Genomic DNA, 19,130 nt, shown 5'->3' with positions numbered 1-19,130 from the left:
CCCGTCGCATCCACTACCAGACATTGAGGAACCGCATGCAAGAACAGAAGAAAGGCCCGCTGGCAGGCATCAGGATCGTCGAGCTGGCTGGTATCGGCCCGGGCCCGCTGGCCTGCATGATGCTGGCCGACATGGGCGCCGAGGTGCTGCGCATCGAGCGCCCGGGCGAGACCGACCTCGGCGTGAAGCGCGCCCGCCGCTATGACCTGATGCTGCGCGGACGCAAGTCGATTTTGCTCGACTTGAAGGACCCGCAGGCCGTGGCGGCAGTGCTCGACCTCGTGGCGTCGGCCGACGCCCTGATCGAGGGCTTCCGCCCCGGCGTCACCGAACGCCTGGGCCTGGGCCCGGAGGCATGCCTTGCGCGCAATCCGCGCCTGGTTTACGGCCGTATCACCGGCTGGGGCCAGACCGGGCCGCTCGCGCACGCCGCCGGCCATGACGTCAACTACATCGCCCTCACCGGCGCGCTCAACGCCATCGGCCAGCGCGGCGGCCCGCCGGCGATCCCGCCCGCCTACTTGGGCGACTTCGCGGGCGGCGGCATGTTCCTCGTGGCCGGCGTGCTCGCCGCGCTGGTCGAGGCCGGCAAGTCCGGCAAGGGCCAGGTGGTGGACGCCGCCATCGTCGACGGCGCCGCCACGCTCGGCAGCGTGTTCTTCGGCCTGTTGGCCGCCGGCCAGTTGAACGCCGAGCGCGGCACCAACGTGCTGGATTCCGGCGCGCACTACTACAACGTCTACCAATGCCAGGACGGCGGCTGGATCTCGGTCGGCCCCTTCGAGGGGCGCTTCTACCGCGACCTGCTCGCCCGCCTTGGCATCGATCCGGCCAGCCTCGGCGAGCAGCTCGACCCGGCCAACTGGGAAGCAGGCAAGGCACGGCTTGCGGAGGTCTTCCGCTTGCGCACGCGCGACGAGTGGTGCGCGCTGCTCGAAGGCACCGACGCCTGCTTCGCCCCCGTCCTCGGCTACGCGGAAGCGCCCACACACGCCCACCTCAAGGCGCGCGAGACCTTCGTCGAGATCGGCGGCGTGGTGCAGCCCGCGCCCGCGCCGCGCTTCAGCCGCACGCCGTCGGGGCTGCCCACGCCGCCGCGCGAGCCGGATGTGCGCGACTACGCCCAGACGCTGACCGGATGGCTGCCGCCCGAACGGATCGGCGAAATCCGCACCCTCTCCGAACAGGCCAGCCAGCGCTGATCCAGTCGATCCAGGCCGCACCAGAATTTCAACCACAATCCGTCATGAGCAATTTCCTCGATATCCGCCGCGATGGCCACGTCGCCATCGTCACCATGAACCGGCCGGAGACGCGCAACGCCGTCTCCGACCACGACGCCGTCGATGCGCTGGTCGCCATGTGCGAGCAGTTCAACCGCGACCACGCCGTGCGCGCGGTCGTGCTGACCGGCGCGGGCACCGCCTTTTCTTCCGGCGGCAACCTGAAGACGCTGCGCGCCACCTTCGGCAGCGAGTCCGGCGAGCCGGTCAATGCGCGCTACGCCTATCGCGAGGGAATCCAGCGCCTGCCGCTGGCCATTGCCAACCTGGAGGTGCCCGTCATTGCGGCCGTCAACGGCCCCGCGCTGGGCGCGGGCAACGACCTGGCCTGCACCTGCGACATCCGCATCGCCTCGGACAAGGCCGTGTTCGCCGCCACCTTCGTCAAGCTGGGCCTGATCCCGGGCGACGGCGGCGCGTGGCTGCTGCCGCGTGCCATCGGCGCGTCGCGTGCCGCCGAGCTGTGCTTTACCGGCGACACCATCGACGCCGCCAGGGCGCTCGAGTACGGGCTGGTCTCGCGCGTGGTGCCGCACGAGGAGCTCCTGCCGACGGCGCTGGAGCTGGCGCAGCGCATCGCCGCGAATTCCGGCCACGCGCTGCGCATGTGCAAGCGCCTGCTCAAGGAAGCGCAGCACGCCCGCCTCGACACCATCATGGAGATGTCGGCCGGATTCCAGGCGCTCGCGCACCATACGGCCGAGCACGAGGCGGCGCTCGACGGCTTCCTGTCGCGCACCAAGGGCTGAGAAGGCGGACGTCATGGAAATTCGCGATAACGTATTCATCGTCACCGGCGCGGCGTCGGGCCTGGGCGAGGCCACCGCGCGGATGCTGGCCGGTGCGGGCGGCAAGGTCGTCATTGCCGACATCAACCCGGCCGGCGAGGCCGTGGCTGCCGAAATCGGCGCGCGCTTCGTGCGCTGCGACGTGGCCAGCGAGGCCGACGGCCGTGCCGCCATGGAAGCCGCCGCGGCCCTGGGCCGGCTCGCTGGGCTGGTGAACTGCGCCGGCGTCGCTCCGGCCTGCAAGACCGTGGCAAAGGATGGTCCCCATCCGCTCGACACCTTCGAGCGCACCGTGCGCATCAATCTGGTCGGCACGTTCAACATGGCGCGGCTGGCCGCCGCCCGCATGGTGGAGAACGCGCCCGACGCCAACGGCGAGCGCGGCGTCATCGTCAACACCGCGTCGGTGGCGGCGTTCGAGGGACAGGTTGGTCAGGCCGCCTACGCGGCGTCGAAAGGCGGCGTTGCCGCCATGACACTGGCCATCGCGCGCGACCTCGCCCGCGACGGCGTACGCTGCGTCACCATCGCCCCCGGCCTGTTCGAGACGCCGATGCTGCTCGGCCTGTCCGAGCCGGTGCGCGATGCGCTGGGCAAGATGGTCCCCTTCCCGCCGCGCCTCGGCCGTCCCGTCGAATACGCGCAGCTGGCCGAAGCGATCATCTGCAATCCGATGCTCAACGGCGAGGTGATCCGGCTCGACGGCGCGATCCGCATGCAGCCGAAGTAGCTTTGGAGCTTTGGAGCTTTGGCAAGCCTTAACGAACCGTAGCGAGCCTTAGCGTCTTAGCGAGCCCTGCTCCTTCATCACGGGCCGGCATCAAGCTGACCCGAGAGGCTGCTGACAAGCTTGAAAGCTGCGAGTGTTGTCTCCCCTCTCCCATTCATGGGAGAGGGGCGGGGGAGAGGGCAGGAGTCCCCACGAAGTGAGGCCCCGTCGTGCTTGCCATGCGCCTGCCCTCTCCCCCGGCCCCTCTCCCGCACGCGGGAGAGGGGAGCAAACACTCTGCCTTTGTCAGCAATCTGACGGGCCGGCATCAAGCCGGCCCGTGTCATTTCCGGGCTGGTGCTTTCCCTCGCTTGTTTAATACGACATATCGTATTACTCTACAGCATTGCGTAATACTGAAAACGGAGCAAGGAGATGGACCTCCGCCAGATGAAGCAGGCCCTGGTGCTGAGCGAGACCCTCAACTTCCATCGCGCCGCCGAACGGCTGCACATGGCGCAGCCACCGCTTTCCACCGCGATCCGCAAGCTGGAGGAGGAACTTGGCGTCCCCCTGTTCGACCGCCAGCCCTCTGGGCTGGCACTGACGGCAGTTGGCGAGGTCGTGCTGCGCCAGATGCGCAGCACGCTGTTCTTCGCCGATGAGATCCGCCGTGCCGCGCGCGAAGGCGAATGCGGCGAACAAGGCATGCTGCGCGTGGGCTTCGTCGGCTCGTCGGTCTATTCGGTGATGCCTCAGCTGATCCGTGCCTTCCGCCTCAAATACCCCCGCGTGGCACTGATCATCGAGGAGTCGACCACCGCCGACCTGCTGCGCGCGGTCGACGACCACACGCTCGACGTGGCCATGGTGCGCTACCCGGTGCTGGCGCAGACGGAGGCGCAGATCACTTTCCTGCGCGCCGATCCGCTAGTGCTGGCGGTCAGCGCCGACTCCGAGCTGGCACAACGCACGAGCATCGACCTGTCGGACCTCGGTGAGACGCCTTTCATCGTCTATTCCGAAGCGCGCGTGCCCGCGATGCACGCGATGACCATGTCGGCCTTCCACCAGGCCGGCATCCGTCCCCCCATCGCGCAGCAGGCCGTGCAGGTGCAGACGCTGCTGGCGCTGGTGGAGAGCGGCCTGGGCGTGGCGCTGGTGCCGGCCACGTCGGCCGGCTATGCCGGGGATGGCGTGCGCCTGATCGCGCTGACGGGGCTGCCGGAGAAGCTGAACTTCGGGCTGGCGCTGGCCACGCGCGAAGATACCAGCGTGGCGACCACGCGGAACTTCGTGGCACTGGCGCGGGCGGTGACACAGCCGCCCGCGCCCTGACCGGTCAAGCCGGTCAAGCCGATTGCGTGCGCCGCGAAATCAGCGCATCCACCGCCACGATCCGGTCCGGCGTGCAGATCAGCGGATTGACATCGAACTCCGCGATCGCGTCGCGCTGGTCATGCGCGAACTCCGACAGCGCGGCGATGACCTGCGCCAGCCGGTCCATGTCGACGCCCGCCGCGCCACGGAAGCCCTTCAGCAGCGCCACGCCCCGCAACTGGTCGAGCATCCCGCGCGCCTGCCGCGCCGATACCGGCGCCATCGCGGCCACCGTGTCCTGCATCAGCTCGACCATCACACCGCCGAGGCCCACCACGAGCAGCGGACCGAGATGCGGATCGACGCGGGCACCCACCAGGACTTCCACGCCGGCCGGCACCTGGCTTTGCACCAGCACGCCGTTGATGCGGTCATCGGTGGTGACCTTGCGGGCGTTGTCCATGATTTCGCGCCATGCCATCACCACCGCGTCGGCGTTCTCCAGGCCAAGGCGGATCACGCCCGCTTCCGATTTGTGCGGGATCGCCGGGCTTTCCACCTTGAGCACGACCGGATAGCTACAGGCTTCCGCGGCGCGCACCGCATCCTGCTCGCTAGCCGCGAGCGACTCGCCGACCACCGGCACGCCGTAGAGCGACAGCACGTCCTTGGCTTCGCGCTCGGTCAGCGTATCGGCCGGCGCGACGAGGATGCGCTGGCGGGCGTCCGCCGCCACCGAAGGATGCGTGAGCCGCCCCGGACGGGCCACCTGCTGGCTGAGCCGCCATGCCTCATGCTCGTGCCACGCCCGCAGCGCGGCGAAGCAGTGCGACACTGAGCGAAACAGCGCCAGCCGGGGCAGCGCCTCGGCCTCGAAGGCGTCGGGGCCTTCCAGCCAGTTCGACATCCACAGGCCGCACGCCATCTTGCCGTGCTTCACGGCGAGTTCGTTGAACACTTCGAAGCGGCGGCCGTTGCCGTCGCCCGTCACCACCAGCGGCACCACGGCGGCGCCGTACTGCGTGTCGGCGAACACCGCGTCGCCGCAGCGGATGAACGCGTCGAAGTTGTTGGTGGCCTGCGCGGTCAGGTCGCACGGGTTACGCGCGGCGCCGAAGTCCGGGATGTGGGCTTCCAGCACGGCGCGAGTGTGGTCGGCCGGCTGGGGCAGTGCCACGTTGAAGCGCTCGGCCTCGTCCGCCGCGACGATGCCGGCGCCGCCCGAGCCCGAGACGATCGCCACACCCTCGGCGACCGGACGCGGCGCCTTGGCGAAGAACACCGTGGTCGGCACGAGCTGTTCCAATGTCTCCACCTGAATCACGCCAGCCTCGCGCAGCGCCGTCGCATAGGCGCGATCCGAGCCGGCCATGGAGCCGGTGTGCGACATGGCCGCCGCCGCGCCCAGCGCACCGCGCGCCATCTTGTAGACGACCAGCGGCTTGCCGGCGGCCGCGCACAGCTGTGCCGCGCGCACGATGCGGCCGGCGTCGGACAGGCCCTCGAACACGCAGGCAATGGCCTTGCATGCCGGGTCGCCGGCCAGGTAGGCGATCTGGTCGGTCACGTCCATATCGCAGGCGTTGCCGCACGAGAAAACATGGCTGAACGCCGTGCCATGGTTGGCGGCCTGCTGCAACGCAAACGCCAGCGCGCCGGACTGGCTCACCAGCCCGATCGCATGCGGCGGCAGCTCGCCGGTACGGGCCGGCAGCGGCGTGAACGACACCAGCGCATTGGTCACGTAGTTTGCGTAGCCGATGCTGTTCGGGCCGAGCAGGCGCACGCCTGCCTGGCGGGCGATGGCGGCCAGCCGGGCCTGGTCGGCCGCCTTCTGCGGATTGCCGGTCTCGGCGTAGCCCGACGCGAACAGCACCACGCCGCCCACGCCAAGCCGCGCGCATTCCTGCACGATAGGCTCGACCGTGTCGCGCGCCGTCGCGATCAGCACGCAATCCGGCACCTCGGGCAGCGCCGACAGCGACGGATAACAGGCCTGCCCGTTCACTTCCGCATAGCGCGGATTGACCAGGTGCACCGTGCCGGCGAATGCCTTCAGGTTCGCCATCGAGCGCCCGGCGAACGAGCGCTCGTTGGCCGTGGCGCCGACCACGGCAATACTGCGCGGATGCAGCGCGCGCCGGAGGTCGGCGTGGGTATAGAGTTCTCGGGACGACATGCCTGCCTCAGCTCGCAAGATGGAAGCCGCCGTTCACGCCGATGTGCTGGCCAAGCACGTACCCGGCGGCGTCCGACAGCAGGAACGCAATCGGGGCCGCCACTTCGTCGGGCTGTGCCCAGCGGCCCATGGGGATCATGGCGAGGTAGGTGTCGCGGAAGCGGTCGCTGCGAATGGTCTCGGTCATCGGGGTTTCGACCATGCCCAGGCAGACGGTATTCGTGCGCACGCCATACTTGCCCCACTCGCGCGCGGCGCTCATCGTCATGCCGAGCATGCCGGCCTTGGCCGAGGCGTAGTTGATCTGTCCGATGGAGCCGCGGCGGCCGGCTTCGGAGGAGATATTGACGATCGAGCCCTTCACCTGCTCGCCAGCCTTGGCGCGCTCGACCAGGTGCGAGCCGACCGCCTGCAGCCACAGGAAGGCGCCGGTCAGGTGGCAGTCGATGACCTGGTTCCACGTCTGCAGCGTCATGTTTTCGATCATTGCCGCGCGCACGATGCCGGCGCAGTTCACCAGCCCGTCCAGCTTGCCGAAACGCGAGATGGCGTGCTCGGTCGAGGCCGCGACGAATTCCGGATCGGCCACGCTGCCGACATAGGCCTGCACGTGGTCGGGATGGGCGGCGGCGAGCGCTTCCAGCGGCTCGCGCTGGAGATCGACGACGCAGACCCTGGCGCCCAGCTTCAGCGCCAGTTCGGCCGTGGCGCGGCCGACGCCTTGCGCGGCGCCGGTGACAATGATGACTTTGCCCTTCAGGGACATGAGGTCGGACATGAGGTCTCCTTGATTGACCGGTCAGTCTTGCCGTCCTTCGAGACGGCGGGTGTGGTATTGGATGTCACCATGCAGGCGGTCGAGCACGAGCACTCGGCGCAGGTAGTGGCCGACCGCGTATTCCTCGGTCATGCCAATGCCGCCGTGCATCTGGATGGCTTCCTGCGCGACCTGCCGCGCCGCCTGGCCAACGTAGGCCTTGGCGGCATGCACCTGCATCTCGCCGCCGGCCAGGTCGTTGCGGCCCGCCAGGGCCAGCGCGAGCGACAGCGACAGGCTGCGGCTCTGTTCCAATGCCGTCAGCATGTCCACGGCGCGGTGCTGCAGCGCCTGGTTGGCGCCGATCAGCTTGCCGAACTGCTTGCGGGTTTTCAGGTATTCGACCGTCAGCGCAGTCGCGGCCTGCATGGCGCCGACCATCTCGGCACAGGCGGCGCTGATGCCGGTCGCCAGCACGCGCGACAGCACGCCGGCGCCACCTTCGCCGCCGCTGCCGAGAGGCTCGGCGGGCGCGCCGTCAAAGCGCAGGTCGGCGGCCGGGGTCCCGTCGACCAGGCGATAACGTTCGCGCACTACGCCGTTCGCGCGGCCATCGACGAGGAACATGGCCACGTCGCTGCCATCCGCCCGCGCGGTCACGATCATGAAATCCGCCGAGCCGCCATGCAGCACGCCCGGCTTTGCGCCGTTGAGCCACCAACCGTCGCGGCCCGACGACGCCTGCACGGACACGCGCCCCATGACGGCCTCGTCATGCGCCCACGCTACCTGCACGGCGCCGCGCGCGATGCGCGGCAGCAGCTGGGCCTTTTGCCCGTCGCTGCCCGCCAGCGCAAGCGCGGTGGCCGCCATGACGACCGTGCCGTGGTACGGCTCCAGCGACAGGTGCCGGCCCAGCGCCTCGGACACCATCATGTGATCCACCGCATCGCCGCCGAAGCCCTCCCAGGTTTCCGGGATGGAGGCGCCGAGCACGCCGAGTTCGGCCAGTTTCGACCAGACTTCAGGCGCATGACCGGACTCGCTGGCCACATGGCACTGACGGTGCGCGAAGTCGTACGCATTCGCCAGCAGCCGGCTGAGGCTGTCCCGCACTTGCTGCTGGACGTCGTTGAATTGCAGGTTCATGGCAGGCTCATGGGAGGCTCAGGACAGTGGCGGAGAGGATGTTCTTCTGCACCTCGGTGCTGCCGCCAAAGATCGAGACGGCGCGCGAGTAGAGGAACGACTTGGTCAGCGTGGGGCCGCCGACGCCATCGGCGCGCAGCGCCTCCAGTCCGCTCAGGCGGCAGATGACGTCGGTGATGGCCTGGAAGATCTCGCTGCCGCGCGCCTTCAGCATCGGCGACAGCTTCATGTCGGCGTGGCCGCCGTGCATGCGCAGCTGCGTGACCTCCAGCGCGTGCAGGTCGGCCTCGATCAGCGCGACGCGGCCGCGCCAGCCTGCCACCTCGGACATCGGATGACCATCGGCCTCCAGCTTTGCCAGCAGGTCCTTCGCGCACGCCACGCGCTCCTTGTTGCGGCCGATGCCGGCGATGTAGGCCCGCTCATGGCCGAGCAGGAACTTGGCGTAGTCCCAGCCCTTGTTCTCCTCGCCAACGAGGTTCGCCGCCGGCACGCGCACGTTGTCGAAGAACACTTCGTTCAGGCTGTGGCGGCCGTCGATGCTGATGATCGGCCGTACCGTGACGCCGGGCGACTTCATGTCGATCAGCATGAAGGAGATGCCGGCCTGCTTCTTCACCGCGTTGGGGTCGGTGCGCACCAGGGCGAAGACCCAGTCCGCGTAGTGCGCCTGGCTGGTCCAGATCTTCTGGCCGTTGACGACGTATTCGTCGCCACCATTCTCCACATCAAGTACGGCGGCCGTCTTCAGCGATGCCAGGTCCGAACCGGAGCCCGGCTCGGAGAAGCCCTGGCACACCTGGATGTCGGCGTTCAGCAGCTTCGGCAGGAAGTACTCGCGCTGGGCGTCGGAGCCGAAGTGGATGATGACCGGCCCCAGCATCGTGATGTTGAAGATATGCGGCGGCGGCGCTGGCGCGGCGGCGCACTCGTCGGCAAAGATCTGCTGGTGCGCGGCGTCCCAGCCGGTGCCGCCGAAGGCCTTGGGCCATGCCGGCGCGCCCCAGCCGCGCTGGTTGAGGGCGCGCTGCCAGCGTTCGGTGTCGGCCTTGGCGGCGAAGCCGCCCGCGCGCAGGCGCTGGCGCATGTCGCCGGGCAGCGTCGCGGCGATGAAGTCGCGCACTTCCTGCCGGAACGCCTTGTGCTCCTCGGAGTAAAGCAAGTCCATGGAATACCTCGTATTGCCTCGTCTCGGGTCAGCAGCCCCTGAAGGCCGCCCGACGCTTCTCGGCGAAGGCCCGCAGGCCTTCGTTCATGTCATGGGAACGCTGGTGGTTGCGCAGTTCGAGCAGTTCGTGCCGCAGCGCGTCAGCGAGTGTCTTGTCGGCGGACTGGGCGGCCACGCGCTTCATGCGGGCCAGCACCAGCGGGCTCTTGCCGGCCAGCAACTCGCCAACCTCCTGTGCGCGGGCGAGCAGGCCGGCATCGGGCACCACCTCATTGACCAGGCCGTAGCGCTCCATCTGCGCGGCGGTAAAGCTCGCGCCGGTGAACAGCAGCCAGCGCGCCACGTTGACCGGGAGCTTGCGCGGCAGCACGGCGGCGCCGCCCGCGCCGGGGAAGACGCCGAAGTTGGAGTGGGCGTCGCCCAGCTTCGCGGATTCGGCGGCCAGCACGAGGTCGCATGCCATCACGGTTTCCAGCCCGCCCGCCAGCGCCAGCCCGTTGACGGCGGCGATGACGGGCTTGGGAAAGGCACGCAGCGTGTCGACGAAGCCGACCACCACGTCGAGGAAATCGGGCTCGCCGGTGACCGGCGGCTCGGCCACTTCCTTCAGGTCGGCGCCGGCGCAGAAGGCGCGTCCGTTGCCGGTGAGCACCACCACGCGCACGGCGGGGTCGTCGCGCCACGCGTTGAGCTGCGCCGTCATGGCGCCAGCCATCTCGCGATTCAGGCTGTTCATGGCCGACGCGCGGTCCATGGTCAGCCAGCCAACCGTGCCCTCGATGCGGGATTGCAGTGTCATCGCCTTCCCCTTCAGCACAGTTCGAGGCCGACCGCAACGGCTTCGCCGCCGCCGAGGCACAAGCTGGCCAGGCCGCGCTGCAGGCTGCGCTGCTGCAGCGCGTGGACCAGCGTGACCAGCAGGCGGGCGCCGGTCGCGCCGACGGGGTGGCCGAGGGCGCATGCGCCGCCGTTGACGTTGAGGCGGTCGTGGCCGATGCCGAGTTCGTCCAGCGCGATCATCGACACCACGGCGAACGCCTCGTTGACCTCGTACAGGTCGACGTCGCGCGCGGTCCAGCCGGCCTTGTCGAGCACGCGGCGCGCGGCGCGCGCCGGCGCGTCGGCGAACTGCTGCGGCGGGTTGGCGTGGGTTGCGTGGGCGACGATGCGCGCCAGCGGCTTGCGGCCCTGCGCGGCGGCATCGCTTGCGCGCATCAGCACCAGCGCGGCGGCGCCATCGGAGATCGAGGAAGCGTTGCCCGCCGTCACCGTGCCGCCGTCGCGGAACACGGCCCTCAGCTTCGGCAGCCTGGCGGCGTCGCACTGGCCCGGCGTCTCGTCCTCGGCGAGCTGGCCGCCGCGCCGCTTGAGCCCGACCGGCGCGACCGGCGCGATCTCGTCGCGGAAGCGCCCTGCCGTGACCGACGCCTGCGCGCGCAGCAGGCTCTCGCGGGCATAGGCGTCCTGCGCCTCGCGACCGATGCCGCGCGCCTCGGCGGCCAGGTCCGCGTAGTGGCCCATCAGGTGGCCTTCATAGGCGTCCTCCAGGCCATCGCAGTACATATGGTCGAGCAGTTGACCGTGGCCGAGGCGGTAGCCCTGGCGGCCGCGCGGCACGATGTGCGGCGCGTTGCTCATCGATTCCATGCCGCCCGCCACTGCGACATTGCAGGTGCCGGCGAGCAGCAAGTCATGCGCCAGCATCACCGACTTCATGCCCGAACCGCACATCTTGCTCAGCGTGGTGGCCGGCGTGGACGCGGGCAGTCCCGCGCCGAGCACAGCCTGCCGCGCCGGGGCCTGCCCCACGCCTGCAAACAGGCACAGGCCCATGATGGCCTCGTCGACTGAAGCCGGATCGACGCCGGCCTGCGCCACGGCGGCGCGGATGGCGACCGCGCCGAGTTCAGGTGCCCTGAAGGCGGCCAGCGAGCCGTTGAAGGCGCCGATGGGTGTGCGCTTCGCGCCGACGATGACGATGGATTCCTTGTTGTTCTGCATGATGGTCCTCAGGCGGCGAGCTGCGTGCGTGCGAAATCGAGAATCACCTGGCTCGATGCGCCGTCCTGCCGGAGCAGCGCATCACCAAGCAGCGTGGCGCAGTACGTCTCGCTGCAGCCCACGCTGCGCCACTCGTGCAGGCGCCGCGTGAACAGCCCCAGCGCCAGCTCCTCGGTGATGCCGATGGCCCCGTGCACCGCGTGCGCGATGGCAGCCACGCGCTCGCCGCCCTCGCAGGCGCGCAGCTTGGCGGTGGCGGCGCGCAGCACGTCCGGCAGGTGGCCCTGCGCCGCGCAGCCGATGCGCGCGGCAAAGACCGACGAGCTGGACTGCTCGGCCATCACGCTCAGTTCCTGCTGCATCGCCTGGAACTGGCTGATGGCACGGCCGAACTGCTGCCGGTCGTTCACGTAGCCGACGGTCATCGCCAGCACGCGCTGCATGGCGCCAGCCATGCCGGCGGCGTGGGCGGCGTTGCAGATCGCCATGATGTCGGCCTCGTCATCGCGGAAGCGGAACACGGCGGCATCCGCCGACCGCCATTGCAGCGAGGCCGACGCCTGCGGCCGGTAGACGCCCGGCGTACGCAGCGCAGCGCTCACCGGCAGCAGCAGCCATTCCCCGCGCCATTGGGTCAGCACGAGGTCGGCCAGCGCACCGCCCGCCACGTTGCGGCAGGCGATGTGATCGCCGCCGGCGACGGCCGGCGCGATGGCGATGCACTCGCCGCTGCTTTCGCGTCCTGCCTTGGCCAGCATGGCGCGAGCGATGGCGGTCTCGGCGAACGGATGGGAGAGGCCGGCACGGCCGGCGGCCAGGAAGAGCGGGAATGCGTCGGCCAGCGACAGGCCGGCGCCGCCGCATTCGTCGGGGACGAGCGCGTTGGTGTAGCCGAGGGCGTCGATCGCGGCCCATTGCGTTGCGGCGGCTTCGCCAGTTTCACTGCGGCGTACCGCGTCGTCGTCGCAGAGGTCGGCGAGCGCGCGCTCGAAGCCTTCCAGGAGGGAATCAGTCATGGTATGTATCTCCGGATTCAGCGAAGCCCGAGCTGGCGGGCAATGATGCCGCGCAGGATCTGGCGCGTGCCGCCGCGCAGCGAGAAGCTGGGGCAGAGCTGCGTGATGTATGCCAGGGCTCGCTGCAGCGTCTCCGACGGCGCGAAATCAGGCATCTGCCCGATGGCTTCGGCAATCCAGCCCGGCACGGTCTGCTCGAACTCGGTGCCGAGGTCCTTCACGTAGGCGGCGTCGGTCTCGGGGTTCTGGCCCTTGTCGAGCAGGTCGGCCACGGCGAGCGACATCGCGCGCAGCACGGCAAGCCGACCGGCAATGCGGCCGGCGATGGCCTTGACCGCATCCGGCACCGGCAGGCCCGAGGCGCGCACCTCGGCAAGCCAGGTCTCGGCAACGAGCTGGCTGGTCAGGATGCGCTCCGGACCGCTGCGCTCGAAGGCCAGTTCGGCCGTCACCTGCTTCCAGCCCGATCCTTCCTCGCCGACGATGGCATCGGCCGGCAGGTCCACGTCCTCGAACACGACTTCGCAGAAGTGCGCGTCGCCGGCCAGGTCCCTGATCGGGCGATAGTGGATGCCAGGCAGGCTCAGGTCGATCAACACCTGCGACAAGCCCTTGTGGCGGTCGCCGTGCTGGCCGGAGGTCCGCACCAGCGCGCACATGTACTGCGTGCGATGGGCGTTGGTCGTCCAGATCTTGCGGCCGTTCAGGCGCCAGCCGGTCTCGGTGCGCACAGCGCGCGTGCGCACGCTGGACAGGTCGGAGCCGGTGTCGGGCTCGCTCATGCCGATGCACATGAAGATTTCGCCGCGCACCATGCGCGGGACGAAGTACTCACGTTGGGCGGGCGTGCCGAACTTCAGGATCAGCGGCGCGGTCTGGCGGTCGGCGAACCAGTGGGCCGACACCGGCGCGCCGGCAGCGATCAGTTCCTCCACCAGCACGAAGCGGGCGAAGGCGCTGCGGCCGGCGCCGCCGTATTCCTTCGGCAGGGCGAGGCCGAGCCAGCCCTGCGCGGCGAGGGCACGGCTGAAGTCGGCGTCGTAGCCCATCCAGGTGCGGGCGCGGACGTGCGTGGGCACCTCCGCCAGGCGCTGTTCCAGGAAGGCGCGGATGGGTGCGCGCAGCGCCTCATCCCCAGGCGGGATGGCGACGAGCGGCAGCGATTCGAGGCTTGTGGTCAATGTGAACTCCGGAAATCTGGAAGGCCTTAACCGGCGAGCACGGTGGTGCCCGACTCGGCCAGCTTGCGGATGTCTTCGGCGCTGTAGCCGGCTTCCGCCAGCACCTCGGCACTGTGCTCCCCCAGGCGCGGCGCCTGCCGGCTCACCCGCGGCTGCGACTTCGACCAGACGGACGGGATCGCCATCGAGCGGATCGCGCCCTCGGTGGGATGCTCGACCACGTCGAAGAAGCCCACCGCGCCGAGGTGCGGGTCGGCCAGCAACGTGTCGATGGTGTGGAGCTGCATCACCGGCATGTCGGCGGCTTCAAGGATTTCGATCCATTCGGCGGTGGTGCGGGTGGGCATCACCTCGGCGACCATGCGGTAGAGCGCGTCGATATGCCTGGTGCGCTCGCCGATGGTGGCGAAGCGCGGGTCCTGGTCCATCAGGTCCGGCTGGCCCACCAGCTCGAAGAACTTGCGCCATTGCTTGTCGTTGTAGAACAGCACGCACAGGTAGCCGTCCGCGGTGCGGTGCGGGCGGCGGTTGTGGTCCAGGATGCGGGCATAGCCGCTCGGACCGATGGGCGGCTCGAAGGTCAGCCCGCCCATGTGGTCGCCCAGGACGAACTGCGCCATGGTCTCGAACATCGGCACGTCGACGCACTGCCCTTCGCCGGTGCGTTCGCGGTGCAGCAGGCCGGCGGTGACGGCATTCGCGGCAGCGAGGCCGACGATGCGGTCGGCGATGGCACTGGGGGCGTAGCGCGGCATGTCGGCACCGGCGGTCTGCGCCAGCGACGGGATCGCCACGGCACCCTGGATCAGGTCGTCGTAGGCGGACTTGGCGGCGTACGGGCCGCCCTGGCCGTAGCCGTACACGCCCACGTAGAGGATGCGCGGATTGACCCTGGCGATTTCCTCGTAGCCGAGGTTCAAGCGCGCCATGGCCTGCGGACGCACGTTGTAGATCAGCACATCGGCGTCGGCGGCCAGCCGCAGCAGCGCCTCGCGGCCCTGGGGATCCTTCAGGTCCAGCACGATGCTGCGCTTGCTGCGGTTGACGTGCAGAAAGATGCCGGCCATGCCGTCGTGGCGGCGCGGGCCGACGTCGCGCACGGTGTCGCCGGTGGGCGGTTCGACCTTGATCACGTCGGCGCCGAGGTCGCCGAGGATCTGGGTGGCGTACGGTCCCATCAGGACCGTGGTCATGTCGATGATCCGGATGCCTTGCAAGGGACCGCTCATGCTGCGTCCCCGGTGTGCTGCGATGCTGCCTGTTTCATGATGACTCCCCGATTCGGATGTGCTGATGCTACGGACCGGAAAGAGGTTGGAAAAATACTTTCGGTGTGTCGATCAATACATCGGCTGTATCGGCAGCCGGACCAGCCGTTGCGCCTGTTGCGCTTCAAGAGGCGTTTATCCGCGTCACGCGCGCCCGCCCTCTTTCCCGGCATTCCCGCGCCCCGACCCGTCACTCTCAGTCGGGTCGCGGCTTTTTATGGCACGGCATGCCTGCAACACCTGGCAAGCCTGCACGGTCCCCCTCGGCGGGGGGCGCCGCCCGGGCCGGACTTCCCTATGCTCCTGCCCAAGATCATCAGCGGGACTATCCGGATGGAAGCAACCAGGCAGGAGAGAAAGGGGCCGCTGGCAGGCGTGCGCGTACTGGAAATGGCCGGCATCGGCCCCGGCCCGTTCTGCGGCATGCTGCTGGCGGATCTCGGGGCGGACGTGGTCATCGTCGACCGCCTGCAGGCAGGCGAGGATGCCATCGACCTCGGCCCGAGCGCCATTGCGCGCCGCGGCAAGCGCTCGGTGGCGGTCGACCTGAAGACCGAGGAAGGCCGCGCGACGGTGCTGCGGCTGGTCGAACAATGCGATGCGCTGATCGAGGGCATGCGCCCCGGCGTGATGGAGCGCCTCGGCCTGGGTCCCGATGCCTGCCTGCAACGCAACCCGGGCCTGGTCTACGGCCGCATGACCGGCTGGGGCCAGGACGGTCCGCTCGCGCAGGCCGCCGGCCATGACATCAACTACATCGCCCTGTCCGGCGCGCTCTGGTACGCGGGCCAGCCGGGCGAGGCGCCAATGGCCCCGCCGAGCCTGGTGGGCGACATCGGCGGGGGCGCCATGTATCTCGTCGTCGGCTTGCTGGCGGGCCTGATGCAGGTCCGCGCGGGCGGTCCCGGACAGGTGGTGGATGCCGCCATCGTGGACGGCAGCGCGCACATGATGTCGCTGCTCCTCGCGCTGCAGGCCGGCGGCCGGTTCGAACGCACGCGCGGCCGCAGCATGATCGACGGGCCGCATTGGTATAACGCGTACCGTTGCGCGGACGGCGAGTTCATCACCGTCGGCGCGCTGGAGCCCAAGTTCTACCGCGAACTGCGCGAGCGGCTCGGGCTGGCCGACGATCCGGCGTACGCCACGCAGCACGATGCCGCACAGTGGCCAGCGCTGCGCGAACGCCTGGCCGCGCTCTTCGCCACCCGCGACCGGGCCGCATGGTGCACACTGCTGGAAGGCACTGATGCCTGCTTCGCGCCCGTGCTGAGTCCGGACGAGGCAGCCAGCCATCCGCACCTGGCGGCGCGCGGCGTCTACACGCAGGCCAATGGCGTGTTGCAGCCCAGCCCGGCGCCGCGCTTCTCGGCGACGCCCGCGGCGGCGCCCGGCCTCGTGCCCGCCCGCGGCGAACACACCGCCGCCGTGCTCGCGGACTGGGCCCGCCGCGGCTGATCGCGACACGACCCACTCGACTCACTCGGCCGACAGGACCGACAGGACACACCCGGACGCGCCGCACGCCAGACGGCAGCGCCGGAGCGCAAGGAGACCGACATGAAGATGAACTTCGCCAACCTGATGGCACAGATCGCGATGCAGCATCGTGACCGGGAGGCGCTGGTCAATACCGAACGCAACCGCCGCTTCACGCTCGGCGAACTGCATCGCTTCACCAACCAGGCGGCGAACATGATCCGCGACCGGCTTCAGCTGCGCCGCGGCGACACATGGCTGTGCATCCTCGAGAACGACAGCCTCTCGCTGCTGCACGCCTGGACCGCGCTGAAGGGCGAGGCAGCGGCCTGCTGGACCAACTTCCGCGATTCCATCGACGAGCACCGCTGGCAGATCGACTTCATCCAGCCCAAGGTCGTATTTATCGAGAACAGCCTGATCGAGACGTACTACCCCATGCTGCGCGAGCGCGGCATCACGGTGGTCTGCATGGACCCGCCCGCCGAATGCCGGGAGGGCCTGCTGTGCTTCGGCGAACTGCTGGTAGGCGTGCCCGACACCAACCCTGGTGTAGAGAGCGATATCTTCCGCGACACCCTGGTCTACCGCTTCACCGGCGGCACCACCGGCAAGAGCAAGTGCGCCCAGTACACCATGGACAACTGGCTCGCCAACCGCGACTCCTTCTATGCCTCCGGCGAGACCTGGCTCGACGCCGGCACCCGCTACCTGCACATGGCGCCGATCAGCCACGGATCGGGCCTGGGCCTGCTGCCCACGATGTTCCGTGGCGGCTGCACCGTCACGCAGAATGTGCCCGACATGCGCCAGTGGTGCCGCAACGTCGAGGCGCACGGCATCACCGTGGCCATGATGGTGCCCACCCTGCTCTACCGCCTGCTCGACATGCCGGAGGCAGGCAGCCACGACCTGTCGACCCTGGCCACCTGCTTCTACGGCGCCGCGCCGATGAGCCCGAACAAGCTGCGCCAGCTCCAGCAACGCTTCGGCAATATCTTCGTGCAGGCCTATGGAGCCACCGAGTGCATGCAGCGCGTGGCCGTGCTGACCAAGGCGGATCACGCCAGCGCGTCCGACGAACGCCTCGGGTCGGCGGGCCGCGTGACGGGCCAGGCCGAAGTGGTGGTGGTGGACGAGTCGGGCAAGGAAGTGGCGCCTGGCGTCGTCGGCGAACTCTGGCTGCGCTCGCGCGCGGTGATCTCGGGCTACTACAACAACCCCGAAGGCACCGCCGCCGAGTTCGAGAACGGCTACTGGAAGTCCGGCGACCTGGGCTACGTCGACGAGGAGGGCTTCCTCTTCATCGTCGACCGCAAAAAGGACATGATCATCACCGGCGGCTTCAACGTCTATGCCATCGAGGTGGAATCCGCGCTGAGCGCGCACCCGTCAGTCGCGCTGAGCGCGGTGGTCGGCGTGCCCGACGAGCAGTGGGGCGAGATCGTCCACGCCGAGGTCGTCCTGCGCGACGGGTGCGAGGTCACGGCCGAAGCGCTGATCGAGCACGTCAAGGCGACCATCGGGCGCTTCAAGGCGCCGAAGTCGATCGTGTTCGTGACGGAAATTCCGGTCAGCGTGGTGGGGAAGGTGCAGCGGCGGCAGGTACGCGAGAAGTACTGGAAGGACCGCTCGCGCCGCGTTGCATGACGGGCACGGACCGGGCATGAGCATGCGCGGCGGCTTTATCCCCTCCCCCGCCCGCCGGAGCGGGGCACACCCGTGCGTCATACTGCGACTTCCTGCCCCTTCCTGATTCCGCTCCCGCCTTCAGCGCTTTGTCCGATACCACGCCACCCCGCAAGCGTCGTCCCCCGCTTCGATATCACCGAGGTGCAACAGGTAGTTCAGGTACGCGAGCGCCTCGCCGGTCGCCAGGCAATAGCGCGACGGGTGTGCCGGCGACATCGGCCCCGAGAACAGCACGGGCAACACATCCACCACCCGATGCGGCGCCGCGAGTGCCCCGCGCAGCTTCGCCAGCTTGCGCTGGATGCCCGCCTCCAGCACAGCCAGTCGCACGTGCAGCCCCGTGAAAGGCTCGTTGTGTGCCGGCAGCACCAGCACGCGCGCCGGCACTTCCCGGCGCAGCTTGCCCAGTGACGCGATCCATTCCGCCAGCGGGTCCGCTTCGGGCTCGGCGGGATGCACCGAAATGTTCGAGGAAATGCGTGGCAACACCTGGTCTCCGGCGATCAGTACGCCCAGGGCCTCGCAATACAAGGTGGCATGCTCGGGAGTATGTCCGGCCCCAACCACCACGCGCCATGTGTGCGGGCCGATGCGCAGCGTCTCGCCATCCCGTATGCGCCGGTAGCTGTCCGGCAGCGGATGGAAAGCCGACTGGTAGCGCCCGAGCACCGCTTCATAGCGCGCCACCGTATCGGCATCCCAGCCTGCGCGGCGGTAGAACGCCAGTCCCCCCGGCGACAACGCATCGACATCGGCACCCGCGAGCGCGAGCGCCGACAGGTATTCCAGCCGCGTCATCCACAGCCGTGCGCCGGTGCGGCGCGTGAGCCAGCCGGCCATGCCGCCATGATCGACATGCTGGTGCGTCAGCACCACCCGCCGGATCGGTCTGCCCCCGAGCGGACCTTGCAGCAGCGCCTCCCAGTCGCGCACCACGGACGGCGCATGGATGCCGGTATCGACCAGTGTCCAGCCGCCGTCATCTTCCAGCGCCCACAGGTTGATGATGCCGAACGCATCCGGCAGTGTCATGCGAATCCACAGCACGCCGGGCGCGATCTCGCGCACGGCGCCGTCGCCGGGCGGTTCGCCGCAAGGGTAGTCAAGCGTCGCGGCCGGTTGGAATTCCAGGGTATGCAT

16 protein-coding genes are annotated in these 19,130 nt (G+C 69.2%); 6 read left to right on the top strand and 10 right to left on the bottom strand.

Annotation, left to right across the window (positions count from 1 at the left end):
* The first annotated feature begins 35 nt into the window (after positions 1-35).
* The 4 genes from ACIP1U_RS21075 (at position 36) to ACIP1U_RS21060 (ending at position 4,118) form a co-directional block, all read left to right on the top strand.
* A complete protein-coding gene (locus ACIP1U_RS21075) occupies positions 36-1,202 on the top strand; it encodes a CaiB/BaiF CoA transferase family protein (RefSeq protein ID WP_400318829.1) in 1,167 nt (388 codons plus the stop codon).
* A gap of 44 nt (positions 1,203-1,246) precedes the next feature.
* A complete protein-coding gene (locus tag ACIP1U_RS21070; RefSeq protein ID WP_400318826.1) occupies positions 1,247-2,032 on the top strand; it encodes a crotonase/enoyl-CoA hydratase family protein in 786 nt (261 codons plus the stop codon).
* Positions 2,033-2,045: 13 nt separating this feature from the next.
* A complete protein-coding gene (locus tag ACIP1U_RS21065) occupies positions 2,046-2,801 on the top strand; it encodes an SDR family NAD(P)-dependent oxidoreductase (RefSeq protein ID WP_400318825.1) in 756 nt (251 codons plus the stop codon).
* Between the two features lie 414 nt (positions 2,802-3,215).
* The gene (locus ACIP1U_RS21060) at positions 3,216-4,118 is read left to right on the top strand and encodes a LysR family transcriptional regulator (RefSeq protein WP_400318822.1); all 903 of its coding nucleotides are present in this window, start codon (positions 3,216-3,218) and stop codon (positions 4,116-4,118) included.
* A gap of 13 nt (positions 4,119-4,131) precedes the next feature.
* Here ACIP1U_RS21060 and ACIP1U_RS21055 read toward each other — a convergent pair whose 3' ends face one another.
* The 9 genes from ACIP1U_RS21055 to ACIP1U_RS21015 are packed head-to-tail and all read right to left on the bottom strand — an operon-like array spanning position 4,132 to position 14,780.
* The gene (locus ACIP1U_RS21055) at positions 4,132-6,279 is read right to left on the bottom strand and encodes an acetate--CoA ligase family protein (protein ID WP_400318819.1); all 2,148 of its coding nucleotides are present in this window, start codon (positions 6,277-6,279) and stop codon (positions 4,132-4,134) included.
* Positions 6,280-6,286: 7 nt separating this feature from the next.
* Positions 6,287-7,057, bottom strand: a complete 771-nt coding sequence (locus tag ACIP1U_RS21050; protein ID WP_400318816.1) for an SDR family NAD(P)-dependent oxidoreductase — start codon at positions 7,055-7,057, stop codon at positions 6,287-6,289.
* 21 nt (positions 7,058-7,078) lie between these two features.
* Positions 7,079-8,185: an acyl-CoA dehydrogenase family protein gene (locus ACIP1U_RS21045; protein ID WP_400318814.1), complete on the bottom strand. Its 1,107-nt coding sequence runs from the start codon at positions 8,183-8,185 to the stop codon at positions 7,079-7,081.
* A gap of 7 nt (positions 8,186-8,192) precedes the next feature.
* Positions 8,193-9,353, bottom strand: coding sequence for an acyl-CoA dehydrogenase family protein (locus ACIP1U_RS21040; RefSeq protein WP_400318811.1), 1,161 nt, complete (start codon positions 9,351-9,353; stop codon positions 8,193-8,195).
* Between the two features lie 28 nt (positions 9,354-9,381).
* Positions 9,382-10,152, bottom strand: a complete 771-nt coding sequence (locus ACIP1U_RS21035; protein WP_400318808.1) for an enoyl-CoA hydratase/isomerase family protein — start codon at positions 10,150-10,152, stop codon at positions 9,382-9,384.
* An 11-nt stretch (positions 10,153-10,163) separates the two neighbouring features.
* Positions 10,164-11,354: a thiolase family protein gene (locus ACIP1U_RS21030; protein WP_400318805.1), complete on the bottom strand. Its 1,191-nt coding sequence runs from the start codon at positions 11,352-11,354 to the stop codon at positions 10,164-10,166.
* An 8-nt stretch (positions 11,355-11,362) separates the two neighbouring features.
* Positions 11,363-12,370, bottom strand: a complete 1,008-nt coding sequence (locus ACIP1U_RS21025) for an acyl-CoA dehydrogenase family protein (RefSeq protein WP_400318804.1) — start codon at positions 12,368-12,370, stop codon at positions 11,363-11,365.
* Positions 12,371-12,387: 17 nt separating this feature from the next.
* Positions 12,388-13,551, bottom strand: a complete 1,164-nt coding sequence (locus ACIP1U_RS21020; protein ID WP_400318801.1) for an acyl-CoA dehydrogenase family protein — start codon at positions 13,549-13,551, stop codon at positions 12,388-12,390.
* Between the two features lie 26 nt (positions 13,552-13,577).
* Positions 13,578-14,780: a CaiB/BaiF CoA transferase family protein gene (locus ACIP1U_RS21015; RefSeq protein WP_400318799.1), complete on the bottom strand. Its 1,203-nt coding sequence runs from the start codon at positions 14,778-14,780 to the stop codon at positions 13,578-13,580.
* A 372-nt stretch (positions 14,781-15,152) separates the two neighbouring features.
* Between ACIP1U_RS21015 and ACIP1U_RS21010 the strand changes: the two genes are divergently transcribed.
* On the top strand, positions 15,153-16,277 hold the full coding sequence (locus ACIP1U_RS21010; protein ID WP_400318878.1) for a CaiB/BaiF CoA transferase family protein: 1,125 nt from the start codon (positions 15,153-15,155) through the stop codon (positions 16,275-16,277).
* A 102-nt stretch (positions 16,278-16,379) separates the two neighbouring features.
* A complete protein-coding gene (locus ACIP1U_RS21005; RefSeq protein ID WP_400318796.1) occupies positions 16,380-17,948 on the top strand; it encodes an AMP-binding protein in 1,569 nt (522 codons plus the stop codon).
* 120 nt (positions 17,949-18,068) lie between these two features.
* Here the strand turns inward: ACIP1U_RS21005 and ACIP1U_RS21000 are convergent, their stop codons facing one another.
* Complete coding sequence (locus ACIP1U_RS21000; RefSeq protein WP_400318793.1) at positions 18,069-19,130, bottom strand: MBL fold metallo-hydrolase; 1,062 nt, start codon at positions 19,128-19,130, stop codon at positions 18,069-18,071.

The organism is Cupriavidus sp. NPDC089707, from assembly GCF_044748965.1.
Taxonomy (GTDB): domain Bacteria; phylum Pseudomonadota; class Gammaproteobacteria; order Burkholderiales; family Burkholderiaceae; genus Cupriavidus.
Note: the sequence above shows the minus strand (reverse complement) of the source record. Positions and strands in the feature narration are given on the sequence as shown.

Bases quoted from the DNA above. Each gene is read 5' to 3' on its own strand.
- ACIP1U_RS21075 (WP_400318829.1), top strand. From the start codon at position 36: ATGCAAGAACAGAAGAAAGGCCCGCTGGCAGGCATCAGGATCGTCGAG.
- ACIP1U_RS21070 (WP_400318826.1), top strand. From the start codon at position 1,247: ATGAGCAATTTCCTCGATATCCGCCGCGATGGCCACGTCGCCATCGTC.
- ACIP1U_RS21065 (WP_400318825.1), top strand. From the start codon at position 2,046: ATGGAAATTCGCGATAACGTATTCATCGTCACCGGCGCGGCGTCGGGC.
- ACIP1U_RS21060 (WP_400318822.1), top strand. From the start codon at position 3,216: ATGGACCTCCGCCAGATGAAGCAGGCCCTGGTGCTGAGCGAGACCCTC.
- ACIP1U_RS21055 (WP_400318819.1), bottom strand. From the start codon at position 6,279: ATGTCGTCCCGAGAACTCTATACCCACGCCGACCTCCGGCGCGCGCTG.
- ACIP1U_RS21050 (WP_400318816.1), bottom strand. From the start codon at position 7,057: ATGTCCGACCTCATGTCCCTGAAGGGCAAAGTCATCATTGTCACCGGC.
- ACIP1U_RS21045 (WP_400318814.1), bottom strand. From the start codon at position 8,185: ATGAACCTGCAATTCAACGACGTCCAGCAGCAAGTGCGGGACAGCCTC.
- ACIP1U_RS21040 (WP_400318811.1), bottom strand. From the start codon at position 9,353: ATGGACTTGCTTTACTCCGAGGAGCACAAGGCGTTCCGGCAGGAAGTG.
- ACIP1U_RS21035 (WP_400318808.1), bottom strand. From the start codon at position 10,152: ATGACACTGCAATCCCGCATCGAGGGCACGGTTGGCTGGCTGACCATG.
- ACIP1U_RS21030 (WP_400318805.1), bottom strand. From the start codon at position 11,354: ATGCAGAACAACAAGGAATCCATCGTCATCGTCGGCGCGAAGCGCACA.
- ACIP1U_RS21025 (WP_400318804.1), bottom strand. From the start codon at position 12,370: ATGACTGATTCCCTCCTGGAAGGCTTCGAGCGCGCGCTCGCCGACCTC.
- ACIP1U_RS21015 (WP_400318799.1), bottom strand. From the start codon at position 14,780: ATGAGCGGTCCCTTGCAAGGCATCCGGATCATCGACATGACCACGGTC.
- ACIP1U_RS21010 (WP_400318878.1), top strand. From the start codon at position 15,153: ATGGAAGCAACCAGGCAGGAGAGAAAGGGGCCGCTGGCAGGCGTGCGC.
- ACIP1U_RS21005 (WP_400318796.1), top strand. From the start codon at position 16,380: ATGAAGATGAACTTCGCCAACCTGATGGCACAGATCGCGATGCAGCAT.
- ACIP1U_RS21000 (WP_400318793.1), bottom strand. From the start codon at position 19,130: ATGCATACCCTGGAATTCCAACCGGCCGCGACGCTTGACTACCCTTGC.